Source organism: Mycobacterium sp. WUMAC-067 (assembly GCF_020217485.1).
Lineage (GTDB): Bacteria > Actinomycetota > Actinomycetes > Mycobacteriales > Mycobacteriaceae > Mycobacterium.
Genome location: NZ_JAEKMI010000005.1, coordinates 16,586 through 33,730 on the forward strand (window position 1 = coordinate 16,586; position 17,145 = coordinate 33,730).

The following is a 17,145-nucleotide window of genomic DNA, read 5'->3' on the forward strand; positions in this document are numbered from 1 at the left end:
CAGCTACTTCGGCGCGATCAACGCGAAGGCCTGCTTGGCGACCTGCAGCATCCAGCCGGTCACGGTCGGCCCGTGATCGCGCGGCCAGGTCAGCTGGAAGCTGACCACCCACGGCTGGCGCGTCTTGTCGACGGCGTACCAGCTGAACGTCAAATCACCCGGCAGGCCACCGGCTTTCGCGCCGATGTAGGGCCATACGTTGCGGTCCAGCTGGATACCCGCGACCGCGGACAGGATCTCGCGCACCGGAGCCGCCGCGCCGACCGCGTCGGCCTGCAGCGCCGCGTGGACCCGGCAGATGTCCTCGGCGTTGCCGTACCACTCCGCGCCGTACGAGGACGCGGGCGAGTGAGCACGCATCGGATCCGGGTCGTACGGCGTGGAATTCGCTTGCTCCAGCAGCTGGGCCCGCACTTGCGGGGACCCGTGCTCCCATTGGCCGCGCAGGTCGGGTCTGCCCCAGCCGACCGAGAAAAGCTCGTACATGGTGGGGAAGGGAGTCATGCTGGCCGGGTCGTGATGGCCGGCCGTGGCGAGCGCTTCGGAGATGGCGTGCGTGCCCATCTTTTCGATCAGCAGATCGGTTGCCATGTTGTCGCTGGTGGCGATCATCTTCTCGGCGGCCTTGCGGACCGAGACGTGGGCGCCGGCGGGCAGCGCCAGACCCGACGAGCCGACGGCCCGGCTCTTGTCGGTGACGGTCAGCTGGTCATCCCAGGACACCGTGCCGTTTTTGATGGCGCCGGCCAGGGCGTGCAACACGTACAGCTTGAAAATCGATGCCAGCGGCAGGGATTCGCGGGTGTTGGTGCCCGCCACCGGGTTGCAGTGGCCGTCATCGACCTTGGCGACCTGATAGGAGTAGCGCGCGCCGGTCTTGCTCAGCACCGCGTCGATGTCCTGCCACGACCTGACCGTGGGCGCCCGGGTGTCCAGGTCGAACCGGTCCACCCACCCGCCGTCGTCGGTGTGGATCCGGATGTCTTGGCGGGCACCGTAAGACGACGTCAGGTGCAGCGTGGCCACGCTCGCACCGATGTCCACGCCGTCGAGGCTGAACGGACGATCCCACCACAGCGCCTCCATGGTGGTTTCCACCGACTCGACCTTGTCGGCAGCGGCGAGCGTGCCGACCCCGACCGGCCCGATGGGCCAATCCGAGTTGAGCATGTCCAACGTCTGCTGGGCCCGGATGCCGGGCGGGGTCCGGGTGTCGATTTGGCGTCCCGCGTTCGCCGCGTTCGCCTGCGGCGAGGGGGAGGGGGCGCAACCGGGCGCCGAGGTCACGATCAGTGTGGTGGCGGCGCTCAGCGCCAGCGCGCGGCGCCAGGCCGACCGCCCGCTAGCCAGCCTGCTTGTTTGCGGCAACGTCCAGCACAACCTCGAATTCCAGCAGGGACGCCCCGGTCGCCACCGGGTTGGCCCGATGGCCGGCGTGGGCCTCGATGGCGGGACCCTTCGCCCACGCCTGGAACGCCTCATCGGACTCCCAGTGCGTCACCACGAAGTAGCGGTCCTCGCCCTGGACCGGACGCAGCAACTGGAAGCCGAGGAAGCCGGGCTGATTCTCCACCGCATGCGCGCGGTGGGCGAACCGCTTCTCCAGTTCGGGGCCGGCGTCGGCGGGAACTTCGATTGCGTTGATCTTCACCACTGGCGGCATGCCGCTAGGCTACCCCGCCCCCCGCACCGTTCAACGAGGGCGGTCCACGCAAGATGGTGGCATGCCCAGCGATTTGTTGACTCGCCGCGGGGGGCGCGGCGAACCATTGGTGCTGGTGCACGGCCTGATGGGGCGCGGGACCACGTGGACGCGTCAACTGCCGTGGCTGACCCGCGTGGGCACCGTCTACAGCTACGACGCGCTGTGGCACCGGGGACGCGACGTCGACGATCCGCACCCGATCAGCACCGAGCGGTTCGTGGCCGACCTGGGTGATGCGGTGAGCGCGTTGGGCGCGCCGGTCAGGATCGTCGGGCATTCGATGGGTGCCCTGCACGCGTGGTGCCTGGCCGCCGAGCTCCCCGAACTGGTTTCCGCCCTGGTGCTCGAGGACATGGCGCCGGACTTCCGCGGCCGCACCACCGGCCCCTGGGAGCCGTGGCTGCACGCGCTTCCGGTCGAATTCGATTCCGCCGAGCAGGTGTTCGCCGAATTCGGTCCCGTCGCCGGGCGGTATTTCCTGGAGGCGTTCGACCGCACCGAAACCGGCTGGCGGCTGCACGGGCACACCTCGCGATGGATCGAGATCGCCGCGGAATGGGGTACCCGCGACTACTGGGCGCAGTGGCGGGCGGTGCGTGTGCCGTCGCTGCTCATCGAGGCCGGCAACTCGGTCACCCCGCCGGGCCAGATGCAGCGGATGGCCGAAAGCGCCACCGCGGCAACGTATTTGCGGGTTCCGCAGGCGGGTCACCTGATCCACGACGAAGCGCCCGAGGAATACCGCGCAGCGGTGGAGGCTTTCCTGGCCGCGCCGGATTCGCGGGCCTGACGCGCTACTCCTCGCCGGCCAGCGCGAACCGGCCGTCGCGGGTCTGCGTCACCAGACCGTCGGCGAGCAGCGAATACAGCGCCCGGTCGCGCTGCGCGGTATCGGTCAGCCACGCGACATCCAGCTCGGCCCTGGTGGCCGGGGAATCCTTGGCGCGCAACACATCCAGCAACCGGCCGCGGACCTGCCGGTCGGTGCCCGCGTAGGTCTGGACGCGTCGCGGCGGTCCTTGCGCGGCGGGAAAGCCCGCGTGCCGCCAGGCGCACCGGCCCAGCGGACACAGCCCGCACCGCGGGGCGCGCGCGGTGCACACCGTCGCTCCCAGCTCCATCAGCGCGACGGAGAACTGCGGTGCGGTTTCGTCGTCGGGCAGCAGCGCGGCCACGTCGGCGTGGTCACGGTTCGCCGACGGCGCGCCCGCGTCGGCCAGGCCGTGCACGACGCGCGCCACCACCCGGCGCACGTTGGTGTCGACCACCGGCACCCGCCGGCGATAGGCGAAGCAGGCGACGGCGCGCGCCGTGTAGCTGCCGACGCCGGGCAGCGTCAGCAGCGTGTCGACGTCATCGGGAACGACGTCGTCGTGATCGCGCGCGATGACGGTGGCGCACTCGTGTAAACGCTTGGCCCGCCGCGGATAACCCAGCTTGCCCCAGGCGCGCAACACATCCGCGGCGCTGGCAGCGGCCGTCGCCGACGGGGTCGGCCAGCGCCGCACCCAGTCCGACCAGATCGGCAACACCCGGGCCACCGGCGTTTGCTGCAACATGAACTCGCTGACCAGGATCTGCCAGGCGCTGACCCCGGGCTCTCGCCAGGGCAGGTCGCGGCGGGATCGCTCATACCAGGCCAAAAGATTGGTAACTGGTATGTATGCCGGGCCGGGCTCTGGGTGTTCCGGCATGATGGCAGCCATGCCTAACACCAGTCCGGTAACCGCATGGAAGTCACTCAAAGAGGGTAACGAGCGATTCGTCGCCGGTAAGCCGCAGCATCCCAGCCAAAGTGTTGAGCACCGGGCCAGCCTGGCCGCCGGTCAGAGTCCCACCGCGGTCGTGTTCGGCTGCTCGGACAGCCGGGTCGCCGCCGAGCTCATCTTCGATCAGGGCCTGGGCGACATGTTCGTGGTGCGCACCGCGGGGCAGGCCATCGACACCGCGGTCCTGGGTTCCATCGAGTTCGCGGTGAGCGTGCTCAACGTGCCCCTCATCGTCGTGCTGGGTCACGACAGCTGCGGCGCGATCAAGGCCGCCCTGGGCGCGATCGATGAGGGATCCATCCCCGGCGGTTTCGTGCGCGATGTGGTGGAGCGGGTGGCGCCGTCCATCCTCATGGGCCGCCGCGACGGCCTGAGCCGCGTCGAAGAGTTCGTGGAACGACACGTGCGCGAAACCGTGGCGCAGCTCGTGTCGCGGTCCACGGCGATCGCCGAGCGCATCGCCGACGGCACGGTGGCGGTCGCCGGTGTCACCTACCACCTCGCCGACGGGCAGGCGGCGTTGTGCGACCACGTCGGCGACATCGGCGAATAAGCGGCGAATAGGCGGCGAATAGCGGGCCGGATCGCGGGCGAATGGGGCACGCGATCGGCCGCCACTAACACGGCGATTGGCCGGCAAACCTAGCGACACGCCGAGTCGGGTCAGCCAAATCGGCGTGACCTGGGCCTACGCTGCGAACGTGCTCGATCTGGAACCGCGTGGCCCGCTACCCACCGAGATCTATTGGCGGCGCAGAGGCCTGGCCGTGGGCATCGCGGTCGTCGTGATCGGGATCGTGGCCGCCACCGTCATCGCGTTCATGGGACACAGCTCGGGCGCCAAGCCCGCCAGCACCGACAAGCCGAACTCCGCTCAGAGCAAGCCGGGATCGCCTGCGCCCCAGGCGCCCCCACCGGCGGGACCGGAAAGCCCCGCGCCGGGGGCGCCGCCGGCGCAGGGCCAGAGCCCCGAGACGCCCACCCCCACCGCCGCCGTGCAGCCGCCGCCGGTGCTGAAGGAGGGCGACGACTGCCCCGACTCGACGCTGGCGGTCAAGGGCCTGACCAACGCGCCCCAGTACTTCATCGGTGACCAGCCGAAGTTCACCATGGTCGTCACCAACATCGGGCTGGTCGCCTGCAAGCGCGACGTCGGCGCCGCGGTGCTGGCGGCCTACGTCTACTCGCTGGACAACAAGCGGCTGTGGTCGAACCTGGACTGCGCGCCGTCCAACGAGACACTGATCAAGACCTTCACGCCGGGCGAGCAGGTGACCACCGCGGTGACCTGGACGGGCATGGGTTCGGCGCCGCACTGCCCGCTGCCGCGGCCGGCGATCGGGCCGGGCACCTACAACCTGGTCGTACAGCTGGGCAACCTGCGCTCGATGCCGGTGCCGTTCATCATGAACCAGCCCCCACCGCCGCCGGGCCCCGTGCCCGGGCCGGGCCAGCCCGGGGCCGTGCCGCAGCCGGAGGCCCCGCCGATGCCCCCGGCCGGCTGAGCCCAACGCGTATCAGCTCAGTGAGTCGGTGATCGTCGACTCCGCCAGCTGCGAGAGGCCCTCCCGCACGTGGCGCGCCCACATCGCGCCGATGCCGTCGACCGATTGCAGGTCGCTGGCGCTGGCCGCCAGCACGTTCTGCAGCGTCCCGAACGAGCGGACCAGCAGGTCGGCGTGGGCGAACTGCAACCGGGGGATGCCGGCCAGCGCGCGGTAGCCACGCGGGCTGACCGCCGAATCCTGCGCCTCCGTCGTCGTCGGGTAGCCGAAAACCTTTGCCAGAGCGGTGAAGTCGAGCAGCTCGGTATCCGAGAGCGCATCCAGCTCGTCCAGCGTCGCGGTCATCTGCGCTTCGGACAGCGGTTCCGGGCTGGCGTGGTAGTCCCGCACCATCAACCCCCGGGCGATGTCGTTGCCGCCCAGCAGTTCGTCGAGTTGCAGCCGCAGCTGGCGCCCGTCGGTGCCGAGTTCGACCACGTCGTTGTCGATCACCTGGCCGATCCGCCGGACCAGCTCGAGCCGCTGCACCACCGTCAGGACGTCGCGCAGGGTGACGAAGTCCTCGATCTCGGCCCGCGATAGCTGCCGGCTGACCTCGTCGAGCCTGATCTTGTACCGCTCGAGGGTGGCGATGGCCTGATTGGCCCGCGACAGGATGGTCGCGGAATCTGCGACGACGTGACGCTCCCCGCCCACGTACACCGTCACGATGTTCATCGAGTGGCTCACCGAGATCACCGGGTATCCGGTCTGGATCGCCGCCCGCTCCGCCGAGCGGTGCCGAGTCCCCGACTCATCGGTGGCGATCGACGGATCGGGAACCAGCTGCACGTTGGCCCGCACGATGCGGCTGCCGTCGGTGGACAGCACCACGGCGCCGTCCATCTTTGCCAGCTCGCGCAGCCGGGTCGGCGCGTAACGCACGTCCAGGGCGAAGCCGCCGTCGCAGATGGCTTCGACGTTTTCGTCGTTGCCGAGCACGATCAGCGCGCCGGTGCGGCCGCGCAGGATGCGTTCCAGACCGTCGCGCAGCCCGGTCCCCGGTGCCAGGCGGGCAACGGTGTCACGCAACGTCGGACGGGTCACAGCGTGCATTCTGCGGCCCATCGCGTCATGCGTCCAGCCGGTACGGCTTGGCGGGCCCGCCGCGGCGGCCGGCGATGTCGATCATGTGCTCGAGCGCCGCGCCGATGGTGGGCGCCCGCAGCGCCCGCATCCCGCGCGGCACGATGTCGCGCCGGGGGTCGTCGCCGTCCGGGATGAGCGCGATGGTGAAGCCCTGCCGCGCGGCCTCGCTCAGCCGCCGCTCCATGCCGCTGACCCGCCGCAGGTCCCCGGCCAGTCCCACCTCGCCGATCATCACCGCGGTGGTGGGCAGCGGCAGGTCGGCCAGCGCGGAGGCCAGCGCGACCGCGACCGCTAGATCCGATGACGGGTCGGTCAGCCGCATGCCGCCGACGGTAGACAGGTAGATGTCGTGGGCGGCGACGGGCAACTTGGCGTGCTTTTCCAGCACGGCGGTGATCATCGCGGCCCGCGAATTGTCGATGCCGCTGACGGCGCGGCGCGGCGAGCCGCCCGACGGCGTCGCCAGCAGCGCCTGCACTTCGCCGATGAGCGGACGTTTGCCGTCGAGCGTCACCGTGATCGCGGTGCCGGGGACCGGCGCCGGGCGCTGATCCAGGAACAGGTTCGACGGATCGGCGACGCCTTCGATCCCGTTGTCGTGCAACAGGAAACACCCGACCTCGTCGGCGGCGCCGAACCGGTTCTTGATGCCCCGGACCATCCGCAGCGAGCCGTTGCGGTCACCCTCGAAGTGCAGGACCACATCGACGAGGTGCTCGAGGGAACGCGGCCCCGCGATGGCCCCGTCCTTGGTGACGTGTCCGACGAGGATCAGCGCGACCCCGTTGGCCTTGGCCGCGGCCGTCAGCGCCGACGTCACCGCGCGCACCTGCGTGACGCCGCCGGCGACGCCGTCGGCCTCGGTGGTGGACATGGTCTGCACCGAGTCCACGATCACCAGCGCGGGCTTGACCGTGGCGATGTGCTCGAGCACCGTGTGCAGGTCGGATTCGGCCGCCAGGTACACCTCGTCCCCGCCGCAGCCGATGCGGTCGGCGCGCAGCCGGATCTGGCCGGCGGACTCCTCACCGGAGATGTACAGCGCGCGGCGGCCGGACTCCGCGCAGCGGTGGGCGACCTCGAGCAACAGCGTCGACTTGCCCACGCCCGGATCGCCCGCCAGCAGCGTGACCGAGCCGGGCACCACGCCGCCGCCGAGCACCCGGTCGAGTTCGTCTACGCCCGTCGTGCGGTGCTGGCTGGCGCCCGGCTCGATGGATGTGATCGGCACGGCCTGCGACCCGGCCGCCCGGGCGGCGCGGCGCCCGGCGACGGTACTGAGCACCGGGACCTCGTCAACGGTGCCCCAGGTGCCGCACTCGAGGCAGCGGCCGACCCACTTCGCGGTGACGTGCCGGCATTCCGAGCAGCGGTATTGCGAGCGCGCGGTTGCCACGTGATGACGGTATCGAGCCGCTACGACAAGCCCCCGTCACGACAGGCGGTCACCCCGCGTGATTTTGGTGCGGCGGGGTCACTCCGGCCGAAATCGGGACCTGCACGGTGGCCTGTCCGGCCTTCTCGAAAGTGAAGGTGAAGTTGTAAGTGAGGCCGTTCGAGATGGGCTTGGCCAAGGTGACGGTCGCCTTGGCCGCGGTGCTGGAATCGATCGGGCCCGGCGCCACCTTCTGGCCCTCCGGCGTGCCGATGAACAGCATTCCGCCGGCGGGCAACCGGGTGTCGCCGCTGACCGCCACGGTGCCGATGTCGCTGGTGATGCCGACCAGTCTGTCTGGGGCGCTTGGCGACTGGTTGACGGCCACCAGCACCAGGTCCACCGCCCGGCCCGGCTGCAGGAAGTCACCCGTCTGCGTGGCCTGGATGTGGATGTTGCGCAACGCCACGTTGTTGAAGGTGACCTTGTTGCCGTTGATGGCGGGCTCCTGCACCGCCATCTGCGAGACCTGACCGGCTCCGCAACCGCTGAGTAGGGCGGCCGCGACGGCCACCACGCCGGCGATAGCGACCCGGGACGCGAACGCGGGGAGGCCGAGGCGGATCTTGAAGCGGTTCACTCTCTACAGCCTCCTGCTCGGCCCGTTCGACTTATGCAACTATGCACAGTAGTAGGCACGCCGTGCCCGCGGTAGCGCGGGGCGCGGGACCAGCGCGGGAGCGCGGCGCGAGGGCTTTCGCGCCGCCGCCGGAGCCGCTTCCCAAACCGCTTCCGAGCCTCTTCCCAAACCGCTTCGAAGCCGCTTCGAAGGCCGAACGGGGGCGTTGGTAATGTGCTCCATTGCACGACTTGCTCCCCATGTCAACCCCTAATCTGCGCGTGTTGTGCCCCTGACCTGCATCGTTGCTTCGCGCGTGGTTAGGCGGCCGTGTTAGGATGAAGTAACGAAAGGGGCTCGAATCAGATGATCTTCAAGGTCGGCGACACCGTTGTTTACCCACATCACGGTGCTGCGTTAGTCGAGGCGATCGAAACCCGGACGATCAAAGGGGAACAAAAAGAATATCTCGTCTTGAAGGTGGCGCAGGGAGACCTGACCGTTCGAGTTCCCGCGGAGAACGCCGAATATGTCGGCGTCCGTGACGTCGTCGGACAGGAAGGTCTCGACAAGGTGTTCCAGGTGCTGCGCGCCCCGCACACCGAGGAGCCGACCAACTGGTCGCGCCGCTACAAGGCCAATCTCGAAAAGCTTGCCTCCGGCGACGTCAACAAGGTGGCCGAGGTAGTGCGCGACCTGTGGCGCCGCGACCAGGAGCGTGGCCTGTCGGCAGGTGAGAAGCGCATGCTGGCCAAGGCCCGCCAGATTCTCGTCGGTGAATTGGCGTTGGCGGAGAGCACCGACGACGCCAAGGCGGAGACCATCCTCGACGAGGTTCTGGCCGCCGCTTCCTGAAGGCCCTGACGCTTCGGTGGCCCCGGAGACGGGCACCTCGGGCAACGTGATCGCCGTCGTCCCGGCCGCAGGGTCGGGCGAACGGCTGGCGGCGGGAATTCCCAAGGCATTCTGCGAGGTTGCCGGCCGCACCCTGCTGGAGCGCGCCGTCGCCGGCCTGCTGGAATCCGGCGTGGTCGATCACGTCGTGGCGGCGGTCCCCGCCGACCGGATCGATGAGGCCAAGCGCGTCCTTGCCGACCGGGCCACCGTCGTGGCCGGCGGGCCCGACCGCACCCAATCCGTCGACCTGGCCCTGGCCGCCCTCGCCGGTAGCCCCGCGTTCGTGTTGGTGCACGACGCGGCGCGCGCGCTCACTCCCCCGACGTTGATCACCCGCGTGGTCGACGCCCTGCGCGCCGGCCACGACGCCGTCGTGCCCGCGTTGCGGCTGCATGACACCATCAAGGCCGTGGACGCCAACGGGGTGGTCCTGGGGACGCCGGAGCGCGACGGGCTGCGGGCGGTGCAGACGCCACAGGGGTTCGCCACCGAACTGCTGCTGCGCGCCTATCGAGCGGCCGCCGGCGCGACCGGATTCACCGACGACGCGTCGCTGGTCGAGCACGTCGGCGGGCAGGTTCAGGTGGTCGACGGCGATCCGCTGGCCTTCAAAATCACCACTCAGCTCGATTTGATGCTGGCCGATGCGATCGTGCGCCGGTGAGCGCGCCCCTTCCCCTTCCCAAGGTCGGCCTGGGCGTCGACGTGCACCCGATCGAACCCGGCCGGCCGTGCTGGCTGTTGGGCCTGCTCTTCGCCGAGGCCGACGGCTGCGCCGGCCATTCCGACGGCGACGTGGGGGCGCACGCGCTGTGTGACGCGGTGCTGTCGGCGGCGGGGCTCGGCGACGTGGGCGCCGTGTTCGGGGTCGACGATCCTCGCTTCGAGGGCATCAGCGGCGCGGACATGCTGCGCCACGTCGCCGACCTGGCGTCGGGCGAAGGCTTCCGGGTCTCCAACGCCGCCGTGCAGGTCATCGGGAACCGGCCGAAGGTCGGCCCGCGCCGCGCCGAGGCGCAGCGAGTGTTGTCGGAATTGCTGGGGGCGCCGGTGTCGGTGTCGGCGACGACCACCGACGGGTTAGGGCTGACCGGACGCGGTGAGGGCCTGGCCGCCATCGCCACCGCGCTGGTGGTCCCCACCGGCTAAGCCCGCGCAGCGCCGGGCGCCGGGGAACTACCCGGTAAGCTGGCACGTCGTGACCGATCGCGCCCGCTTGCGGCTACACGACACGGCAGCCGGTGCCGTGCGTGATTTCGTTCCGCTGCGCGAGGGCCACGTCTCCATCTACCTGTGCGGCGCCACCGTCCAGGGCCTGCCGCACATCGGCCACGTCCGCAGCGGGGTGGCCTTCGACATCCTGCGCCGCTGGCTGATCGCGCGCGGCTGCGACGTCGCCTTCATCCGCAACGTCACCGACATCGACGACAAGATCCTCAACAAGGCCGCCGCGGCGGGCAGGCCGTGGTGGGAGTGGGCCGCCACCTACGAACGCGCCTTCAGCGCGGCTTACGACGCCCTGGACGTGCTGCCGCCGTCGGCCGAGCCGAGGGCCACCGGCCACATCACCCAGATGATCGAATTGATGGAACGGCTGATCGAAACCGAGCACGCGTATGCCGCCGGCGGCGATGTCTACTTCGACGTGCTCAGCTACCCGGAATACGGGCAACTGTCCGGCCACAAGATCGACGACGTCCATCAGGGCGAAGGCTCGGCCACCTGCAAGCGCGATCAGCGCGACTTCACGCTGTGGAAGTCCGCCAAGCCTGGCGAGCCGTCCTGGCCCACCCCGTGGGGCCGGGGCCGGCCGGGCTGGCATCTAGAATGCTCGGCGATGGCCCGCACCTATCTGGGCACCGAATTCGACATCCATTGCGGCGGAATGGATTTGGTGTTCCCGCATCACGAGAACGAGATCGCCCAGAGCCGGGCCGCCGGCGACGGGTTCGCCCGCTACTGGCTGCACAACGGCTGGGTGACCATGGGCGGCGAGAAGATGAGCAAATCGCTGGGCAACGTGCTGGCCATCCCGGCGATGCTGCAGCGGGTGCGCCCCGCCGAGTTGCGCTACTACCTGGGCAGCGCCCACTACCGGTCGATGCTGGAATTCTCCGAGACCGCCCTGCAGGACGCGGTGAAAGCCTATGTCGGCGTTGAGGAATTCCTGCACCGGGTGCGGGTGCGGGTCGGTGCCGTCGAGCCCGGCGAATGCACGCCGCGGTTCGCCGAGGCCCTCAACGATGACCTCGCGGTGCCGGCCGCGCTCGCCGAGGTGCACGCCGCCCGCGCCGAAGGCAACCGCGCGCTGGACACCGGCGATCACGAGGGCGCGCTACGCCATGCCCGGGCGATCCGCGCGATGATGGGCATTCTGGGTTGCGACCCGCTCGACGAGCGCTGGGAATCCCGCGACGAGACGTCGGCGGCGCTGGCCGCCGTCGACGTGTTGGTGCACGCGGAGCTGGAGAATCGGGAGAAGGCGCGCGAGCAGCGCAACTGGGCGCTCGCCGACGAGATCCGCGACCGGCTCAAGCACGCCGGCATCGAGGTCACCGACACCGCCGACGGGCCGCAGTGGTCGCTGCAGGCCGGCCCGGAACAGTAAGGGACCACGTATATGGCCGGCAACTCGCGACGCCGTGGCGCAATCCGCAAGGCAGGCACCAAGAAGGGCCCGACGGTCGGTTCGGGCGGCCAGCGCCGCCGCGGGCTGGAGGGCCGCGGCCCTACGCCTCCCGCACACATGCGCCCCAACCACCCCGCCGCCAAGCGCGCCCAGTCGGCGTCGCGCCGGCCCGCGCGGGGTAGGACCGACGAGACCGAGACGGTGCTGGGGCGCAACCCGGTGCTGGAATGCCTGCGCGCCGGCGTGCCGGCGACCGCGCTCTACGTGGCGCTGGGCAGCGAAGCCGACGAGCGGCTCACCGAATCCGTCTCCCGCGCGGCCGATTTGGGCATCGCGATCCTCGAGGTCCCGCGCACCGACCTGGACCGGATGACCAGCAACCACATGCACCAGGGCATCGCGTTGCAGGTGCCGCCGTACAACTACGCCCACCCCGACGACCTGCTCGAGGCGGCGACCGGCTCGCCGCCCGCGCTGCTGGTCGCTCTCGACAACATCTCCGATCCGCGCAACCTGGGCGCCATCGTGCGTTCGGTCGCGGCGTTCGGCGGTCACGGCGTCCTGATCCCGCAGCGCCGGTCGGCCTCGGTGACGGCGGTGGCCTGGCGCACCAGCGCCGGGGCGGCCGCCCGGGTCCCGGTGGCCCGGGCCACCAATCTCACCAGGACACTGACGGATTGGGCGAATCGCGGCCTGCGGGTGATCGGGCTGGACGCCGGCGGGGGCACCACGCTCGACGACCTCGACGGCACCGACCCGGTGGTGGTCGTCGTCGGGTCGGAAGGCAAGGGGCTGTCGCGGCTGGTGCGGCAGAACTGCGACGAGGTGGTGTCCATTCCGATGGCCGGCAATGCCGAATCGCTGAACGCCTCGGTGGCCGCCGGGGTGGTGCTCGCCGAAATCTCCCGTCAGCGCAGGGGTTAGGTGATCGCCCGCCTCGTCGCCGCCCTGCTGGCGGCGACGGTGCTCGTGGCGTCGCCGGCCGCATCAGCGCAAGCGCCCGGATTCGACCTGCAGGCCCACCGCGGCGGACGCGGGGAGGCCACCGAGCAGTCGCTGCGGGCCTTCGCCAGGTCGCTCGAATTGGGCGTCACCACACTGGAATTCGACATCGTGCTCACCCGGGACCGGCAACCGCTGGTGTGGCACGATCCGGCGATCGCCGCCGAGAAATGCAGCGACACCGCGCCCGCGTTCGCCGGAGACCCGCAGTATCCCTACGTCGGCAAACTCGTGCACGAGCTCACCCTGGCGCAGCTCCGAACCCTGGACTGCGGGCGCCGGCTGGATGACTTCCCGCACGCCGAAGTGGTGCGGGGCAACAAGATCGCCACGCTGCCCGAGGTTTTCGCGCTCGCCGACTCCTACGGCGCCGACGCCGTGCGCTACAACATCGAAACCAAGGTGGAGGCCGATGAGCCCGGCGCGTCGGCCGAGCCGCAGGAGTTCGTCGACGTGATACTGGCCGCGGTCAGGGCCGCGGGCAAGACCGAGCGTGTGGAGATACAGAGCTTCGACTGGCGCACCCTGCCGCTGGTGCGCCGGGCCGAACCGTCGATTCCGTTGGTGGCGCTGTACGACGAGCAGACTCCCGGTGATCCGGTGATCGACGCGCTGGCGGTGGGCGCCGACACCGTCTCACCGGATTACCGTCTGGTCACCGGCGATCCCTACGTCGAGCGCGCGCATGCGTTGGGGCTCAAGGTCGTTCCGTGGACCGTCGATGACGCCGACGCGATGCGCCGGCAGATCGGGTACGGGGTCGACGGCATCATCACCGACTATCCGACGGTGCTGCGCGGCGTCCTCGCCGAGCTGTCCATGCCGTTGCCGCCGGCATACCCTCGGCGCTAGAGGCCCAGCAGCCGCGCCGAGGCCCACAGCGCGAGCACCGCCACCGCCAGCGAGGCGGGCACGGTGCACACCCCGAGGCGGGTGTATTCGCCGACCCCGGCGTCGACGTCGTGCTTGCGAAGCACGCGTCGCCACAACAGGTTCGACAGTGACCCGACGTAGGTCAGGTTCGGCCCGATGTTGACCCCGATCAGCACCGCCAGCACCGCCACCGGCCCGGCCGGCGCGACCAGCGGCAGCAGCACCAGCGTGGCCGGCAGGTTGTTGACGACGTTGGCCAGCGCGGCGGCGATCGCGGCGATCGCCAGCAAGGTGGGCAGGCTCGAGCCCGACGGCAGCACCGCCGACATCGCCCGGTCCATCCCGCCCAGCATGACCGCCTGCACCACGACGCCCAGCGCCAGCACGAACACCAGGAACGACACATTGACCGAGCGCGCGATCTCCGACACCGACGTGTGCCGACGGCGCAGGCTGCGCGCCGCCAGCACCGAGGCGCCGCACAGCGCCACCCAGGCCGGCGCCACCCCCACGGACTGGGCGACCGCGAACCCGGCGAGCGTCAGCGCGACCACCGTCAACACGAACACCGGTGGGCGCGGTGGCGCGCCGAGCTGCTCCGGCTCCGGTTGCACCCGCAGGTCTTTGGCGAAGAACCACCGGAAGATCACATAGAGGGTGGCCACCGCGCCGAGCCACGGCAGCGCCATCACGAGCGTGAACTTGGTGAACGAGATGTTGGCCGTGTGGAAGGCCAGCAGGTTGGTCAGGTTGGACACCGGCAGCAACAGCGAGGCGCCGTTGGCCAGATGGGCGGTGGCGTAGGCGTAGGGCCGCACCCGGGTGCGCTGTCGTCGCACGGCGGCGAGCACCACCGGGGTCAGCAGCACCACGGCGGCGTCCAGGCTCAGCACGGCGGTGATCACCGAGGAGATCACGAACACCCGCCGCAGCAGCGCGCCCGACCCGACGCGTCCACGCGCGATCGCCGCGCCGGCGGCCTCGAACAGGCCCTCGTCGTCGCACAGCTTGGCCAGCACCAGCACCGCGCCCAGGAAGGCGACCACCCCGGACAGGTCGGCAATCTCCTTCTCCGCCTGATGGATCGAGATCGCGCCGATCCCGATCAGGATGAGCGCGGCCGGAACCGCGGCCAGCGCCTCGGGCCAGCCCCGCGGGCGCGCGACCGCGAACCCCAGGACAACGGCGAGCAGCAACAGCGCAACGGTCAGGGCCAATGTCTAGACCGCTTCGCTCCACGGGTCCTCGCGCCGCCACACCGTGGGCAGGTGCAGCGCGACACCGTCCTGTGCGGCCAGCTCGTCGAGGATGCGGATGGAGACGTCCAGGTCGTCGCCCGCATAGGGCAAGGCGCGCAACGGCTTTGTCAGCGGGCGGAAGAAGTCGTCCCAGTGAATGAGGATCACCCGGCGGGCCCCCACCGCGCGGACGGTCTCGGCCCAGTAGTCGACCAGATACGACCGCGGCTGCAGCCCCAGCTGTCCAACGGACAGGTAGGCGACGTCGGCGCGGTGGCCGGCCAGCGCCCCCTTGACGAAACCGGCGCTGCCCTGGATCAGCAGCCGCCGGCCCGTCGGCCGGTGGTGCACCAGTGTCGACCACGACTCCCCGCAGCGGTACGCCGAGGCCTTCACCGGGGTGATCAGCGGTTCGTCGATCACCCCGGGATACCGGTCGGGCGGGCAGTGGTGGGACTCCACCAGCGTTATCTCGTAGGCGCCCAACCGAATTGGCTGCCCGCCGACCGCGACGACGATCCGATTCTCCGGCAGGCCGTAGCCGCGCCCGACGTTGGCCGCGGACTGCCCGCCGATCAGCTGGGCTCCGGTGCGGTCGGCGACCAGCGCGGAGTCCAGCACGTGATCGATGTGGGTGTGAACCGGGATGACGGCCGCCAGTCGCGACACCTTGGCCCGGGCCAGGCATCCGTCGACGCGCGCCGGCGACGGCGCCACCTTGCCGGCCGCGATCTTGGCCAGGCCCGGCCGGGAGAAGTAGCCGTCGGTCAGCAACGCCGACGAGCCGTCGTCGATCAGCAGCGTCGCCACGCCCATCCAGGTCACCGAGAGCGCGTCGGGTCCGGCCGCGGGGGCGTCGAATCGGTCCGCGTACCGGGCGATGTCGGGGCGCCCGAGTTTCAGCCGCATCAGCAGAAGGCCCGCAGGTCGGTGCCGGCCGCGGTGAGGCGATCGCGAACCGCGGCGGCGATCTTCACCGCTCCCGGCGAATCACCGTGCACGCAAACCGATTCCACGCTCACATCGAGCCGGCTTCCGTCGACCGCGGTGACCTGGCCGGTGGCCACCATGGTGGTGACGCGCTCGGCGATCGCCGCCGGATCGTGCAGCACCGCGCCCGGTTCGCGGCGGGGGACCAGCCGGCCGTCCGGCCGGTAGGCCCGATCGGCGAACGCCTCGGCCACGGTGCGCAGACCGCGGCGGGCGGCCTCGTCGAAGAACGCCGAACCGGCCATGCCCAGTACCGGCAGGCCGTCGTCCACCAGGCGCACCGCCTCGGCGACCGCGGCGGCCTGTTCGCCGTTGGTCACGATCGTGTTGTACAGCGCCCCATGCGGTTTGACGTAGGACACGCGAGAACCGGACGCGTGCGCGATCGCCTGCAGCGCGCCGATCTGATACACCACGTCGGCGACCAGGTCGTCGGCGGCGACGTCGATGAAGCGCCTGCCGAACCCGGCCAGGTCGCGATAGCTCACCTGGGCCCCGATGCGCACCCCGCGCCGGGCGGCCGAGCTGCATACCCGCACCAGCCCGGCGGGGTCCCCGGCATGGAACCCGCACGCCACGTTGGCGCTGGTGACGATTTCGAGCATGGCGTCGTCGTCTCCGAGGTGCCAGACGCCGAAGCCCTCGCCCAAGTCGGCGTTGAGGTCGATACCGGCCACCCGATCAGCTTATGGGTCGGGCTACTGCCCGGCGACCCTGGCCGCGATCTGCTGGGCGATGTCGACGGCGGACCCGCCGGCCAGGAAGGAGCCGCAGGTGGCGATGTCGATGGCGACGTTGTTGCGCACGGTCAGCGCCCGCTGGCACGTCCAGCCGTCGCTGGATTCCTGAACTTCCGACGTGCTGAGCGTGCCGCCGACTTTGTGCGCGTCGCCCGCGGTCCACACGACTTCGGGTTTGTCCATGGGATGTTCGGAGAACTTGCGATTGGCGCAGGCGAACCATCGTCGCACCGAGGCGTCGTAGAAGGTGTTGGCCTGGCGCGCGGTGGGGTAGGCGATCACCGCCTCGGTGGCCGAATCATTGCGGACCCTGGGGTCGTCGAAGCTGTCGTCGAAGTGCTGGCCGCGCATCGCGGTCCAGCCGGTGTCCGCGTACACGGCTTGCTGGGCGGGGCCGTCCATCGCCAGGCAGCCCCTGTCGCTGAAGGTCGGGCTCGCGTCCCACATCGCCTCCGTCCGGTTCCTAAGCCGCATCCCCGCCCCGAGCGCGGAGTTCATCTCGTTCACGTCGAGCAGCAGGCCGTCCAGGGCCGCGACGGCCACCGGGGTCCGCGGCAGCGGTCCGGAGGTGTCTGCGGTCACAGCGCTGCCGGCGACGACGGTGGTGCAGCCGACCGCGAGGGTGGACACCGCCGCCTGCACCAGAACCGCGATTCGCCTGCGCGCCATGGTCTT

18 protein-coding genes and 1 pseudogene are annotated in these 17,145 nt (G+C 70.5%); 9 read left to right on the forward strand and 10 right to left on the reverse strand.

All coding sequences use genetic code 11. The annotated features are described in order from the left end of the window. Positions 1-3: 3 nt before the first annotated feature. Together JF781_RS04575 and mhuD are read right to left on the reverse strand one after the other, a co-directional pair. Positions 4-1,368 (reverse strand): class A beta-lactamase-related serine hydrolase, encoded by a 1,365-nt coding sequence (locus JF781_RS04575; protein ID WP_225326217.1) that lies wholly within the window; start codon positions 1,366-1,368, stop codon positions 4-6. Further along, positions 1,343-1,663 carry a mycobilin-forming heme oxygenase MhuD gene (mhuD, locus tag JF781_RS04580; RefSeq protein ID WP_003875625.1) on the reverse strand — a complete coding sequence of 107 codons (321 nt, stop codon included), beginning with the start codon at positions 1,661-1,663 and terminating at the stop codon, positions 1,343-1,345. The genes JF781_RS04575 and mhuD overlap by 26 nt, the downstream gene beginning before the upstream one ends. A 61-nt stretch (positions 1,664-1,724) precedes the next feature. On the opposite strand from mhuD, the gene JF781_RS04585 reads away from it, so the two are divergent. Then, positions 1,725-2,495: an alpha/beta fold hydrolase gene (locus JF781_RS04585; protein ID WP_225326218.1), complete on the forward strand. Its 771-nt coding sequence runs from the start codon at positions 1,725-1,727 to the stop codon at positions 2,493-2,495. 4 nt (positions 2,496-2,499) lie between these two features. Here JF781_RS04585 and JF781_RS04590 read toward each other — a convergent pair whose 3' ends face one another. Next, entirely contained in the window at positions 2,500-3,411 is a 912-nt protein-coding gene (locus tag JF781_RS04590; protein WP_225326219.1) for an A/G-specific adenine glycosylase, read from the reverse strand. Here JF781_RS04590 and JF781_RS04595 point away from each other — a divergent pair. After that, entirely contained in the window at positions 3,410-4,027 is a 618-nt protein-coding gene (locus tag JF781_RS04595) for a carbonic anhydrase (RefSeq protein WP_225326220.1), read from the forward strand. The two genes, JF781_RS04590 and JF781_RS04595, sit on opposite strands and share 2 nt — an antisense overlap. Positions 4,028-4,175: 148 nt before the next feature. Then, positions 4,176-4,979, forward strand: a complete 804-nt coding sequence (locus tag JF781_RS04600; RefSeq protein WP_225326221.1) for a hypothetical protein — start codon at positions 4,176-4,178, stop codon at positions 4,977-4,979. 12 nt (positions 4,980-4,991) lie between these two features. On the opposite strand, the gene disA is transcribed toward JF781_RS04600, so the two are convergent. The 3 genes and pseudogenes from disA to JF781_RS04615 all read right to left on the reverse strand — a co-directional run bounded on the left by disA (position 4,992) and on the right by JF781_RS04615 (position 8,122). Further along, the gene (disA, locus tag JF781_RS04605) at positions 4,992-6,074 is read right to left on the reverse strand and encodes a DNA integrity scanning diadenylate cyclase DisA (protein WP_225326322.1); all 1,083 of its coding nucleotides are present in this window, start codon (positions 6,072-6,074) and stop codon (positions 4,992-4,994) included. Beyond that, positions 6,072-7,503 (reverse strand): annotated as a pseudogene (gene radA, locus JF781_RS04610) (DNA repair protein RadA); the annotation flags it as partial. The gene disA and the pseudogene radA, both read right to left, overlap by 3 nt. A gap of 49 nt (positions 7,504-7,552) precedes the next feature. Continuing rightward, positions 7,553-8,122 (reverse strand): hypothetical protein, encoded by a 570-nt coding sequence (locus JF781_RS04615; protein WP_225326222.1) that lies wholly within the window; start codon positions 8,120-8,122, stop codon positions 7,553-7,555. A 345-nt stretch (positions 8,123-8,467) separates the two neighbouring features. On the opposite strand from JF781_RS04615, the gene carD reads away from it, so the two are divergent. The 6 genes from carD to JF781_RS04645 are packed head-to-tail and all read left to right on the forward strand — an operon-like array spanning position 8,468 to position 13,481. Then, a complete protein-coding gene (gene carD / locus JF781_RS04620) occupies positions 8,468-8,956 on the forward strand; it encodes an RNA polymerase-binding transcription factor CarD (protein ID WP_003419482.1) in 489 nt (162 codons plus the stop codon). A gap of 16 nt (positions 8,957-8,972) precedes the next feature. Continuing rightward, positions 8,973-9,662, forward strand: coding sequence for a 2-C-methyl-D-erythritol 4-phosphate cytidylyltransferase (gene ispD / locus JF781_RS04625; protein ID WP_225326223.1), 690 nt, complete (start codon positions 8,973-8,975; stop codon positions 9,660-9,662). Then, positions 9,659-10,147 carry a 2-C-methyl-D-erythritol 2,4-cyclodiphosphate synthase gene (gene ispF / locus JF781_RS04630; protein ID WP_225326224.1) on the forward strand — a complete coding sequence of 163 codons (489 nt, stop codon included), beginning with the start codon at positions 9,659-9,661 and terminating at the stop codon, positions 10,145-10,147. The genes ispD and ispF overlap by 4 nt, the downstream gene beginning before the upstream one ends. A gap of 49 nt (positions 10,148-10,196) precedes the next feature. Further along, a complete protein-coding gene (cysS, locus tag JF781_RS04635; protein WP_225326225.1) occupies positions 10,197-11,606 on the forward strand; it encodes a cysteine--tRNA ligase in 1,410 nt (469 codons plus the stop codon). Between the two features lie 12 nt (positions 11,607-11,618). After that, complete coding sequence (gene rlmB / locus JF781_RS04640) at positions 11,619-12,551, forward strand: 23S rRNA (guanosine(2251)-2'-O)-methyltransferase RlmB (protein WP_225326226.1); 933 nt, start codon at positions 11,619-11,621, stop codon at positions 12,549-12,551. Next, positions 12,552-13,481, forward strand: coding sequence for a glycerophosphodiester phosphodiesterase (locus tag JF781_RS04645; protein WP_225326227.1), 930 nt, complete (start codon positions 12,552-12,554; stop codon positions 13,479-13,481). Here the strand turns inward: JF781_RS04645 and JF781_RS04650 are convergent. From JF781_RS04650 to JF781_RS04665, 4 genes are read right to left on the reverse strand one after another with little or no spacing between them, the layout of a single operon-like run. Then, positions 13,478-14,719: an SLC13 family permease gene (locus JF781_RS04650; protein ID WP_225326228.1), complete on the reverse strand. Its 1,242-nt coding sequence runs from the start codon at positions 14,717-14,719 to the stop codon at positions 13,478-13,480. The genes JF781_RS04645 and JF781_RS04650 overlap by 4 nt on opposite strands. Positions 14,720-14,722: 3 nt before the next feature. Further along, the gene (locus tag JF781_RS04655) at positions 14,723-15,649 is read right to left on the reverse strand and encodes an MBL fold metallo-hydrolase (RefSeq protein ID WP_225326229.1); all 927 of its coding nucleotides are present in this window, start codon (positions 15,647-15,649) and stop codon (positions 14,723-14,725) included. Next, positions 15,649-16,407, reverse strand: a complete 759-nt coding sequence (locus JF781_RS04660; RefSeq protein WP_225326230.1) for a LamB/YcsF family protein — start codon at positions 16,405-16,407, stop codon at positions 15,649-15,651. Before JF781_RS04660 ends, JF781_RS04655 begins: the two co-directional genes overlap by 1 nt. Positions 16,408-16,428: 21 nt before the next feature. Continuing rightward, positions 16,429-17,139, reverse strand: coding sequence for a sensor domain-containing protein (locus JF781_RS04665; protein ID WP_225326231.1), 711 nt, complete (start codon positions 17,137-17,139; stop codon positions 16,429-16,431). Positions 17,140-17,145 lie beyond the last annotated feature (6 nt).

Bases quoted from the DNA above. Each gene is read 5' to 3' on its own strand.
- JF781_RS04595 (WP_225326220.1), top strand. From the start codon at position 3,410: ATGCCTAACACCAGTCCGGTAACCGCATGGAAGTCACTCAAAGAGGGT.
- JF781_RS04590 (WP_225326219.1), bottom strand. From the start codon at position 3,411: ATGGCTGCCATCATGCCGGAACACCCAGAGCCCGGCCCGGCATACATA.
- JF781_RS04585 (WP_225326218.1), top strand. From the start codon at position 1,725: ATGCCCAGCGATTTGTTGACTCGCCGCGGGGGGCGCGGCGAACCATTG.
- mhuD (WP_003875625.1), bottom strand. From the start codon at position 1,663: ATGCCGCCAGTGGTGAAGATCAACGCAATCGAAGTTCCCGCCGACGCC.
- disA (WP_225326322.1), bottom strand. From the start codon at position 6,074: ATGCACGCTGTGACCCGTCCGACGTTGCGTGACACCGTTGCCCGCCTG.
- JF781_RS04665 (WP_225326231.1), bottom strand. From the start codon at position 17,139: ATGGCGCGCAGGCGAATCGCGGTTCTGGTGCAGGCGGCGGTGTCCACC.
- rlmB (WP_225326226.1), top strand. From the start codon at position 11,619: ATGGCCGGCAACTCGCGACGCCGTGGCGCAATCCGCAAGGCAGGCACC.
- carD (WP_003419482.1), top strand. From the start codon at position 8,468: ATGATCTTCAAGGTCGGCGACACCGTTGTTTACCCACATCACGGTGCT.
- JF781_RS04655 (WP_225326229.1), bottom strand. From the start codon at position 15,649: ATGCGGCTGAAACTCGGGCGCCCCGACATCGCCCGGTACGCGGACCGA.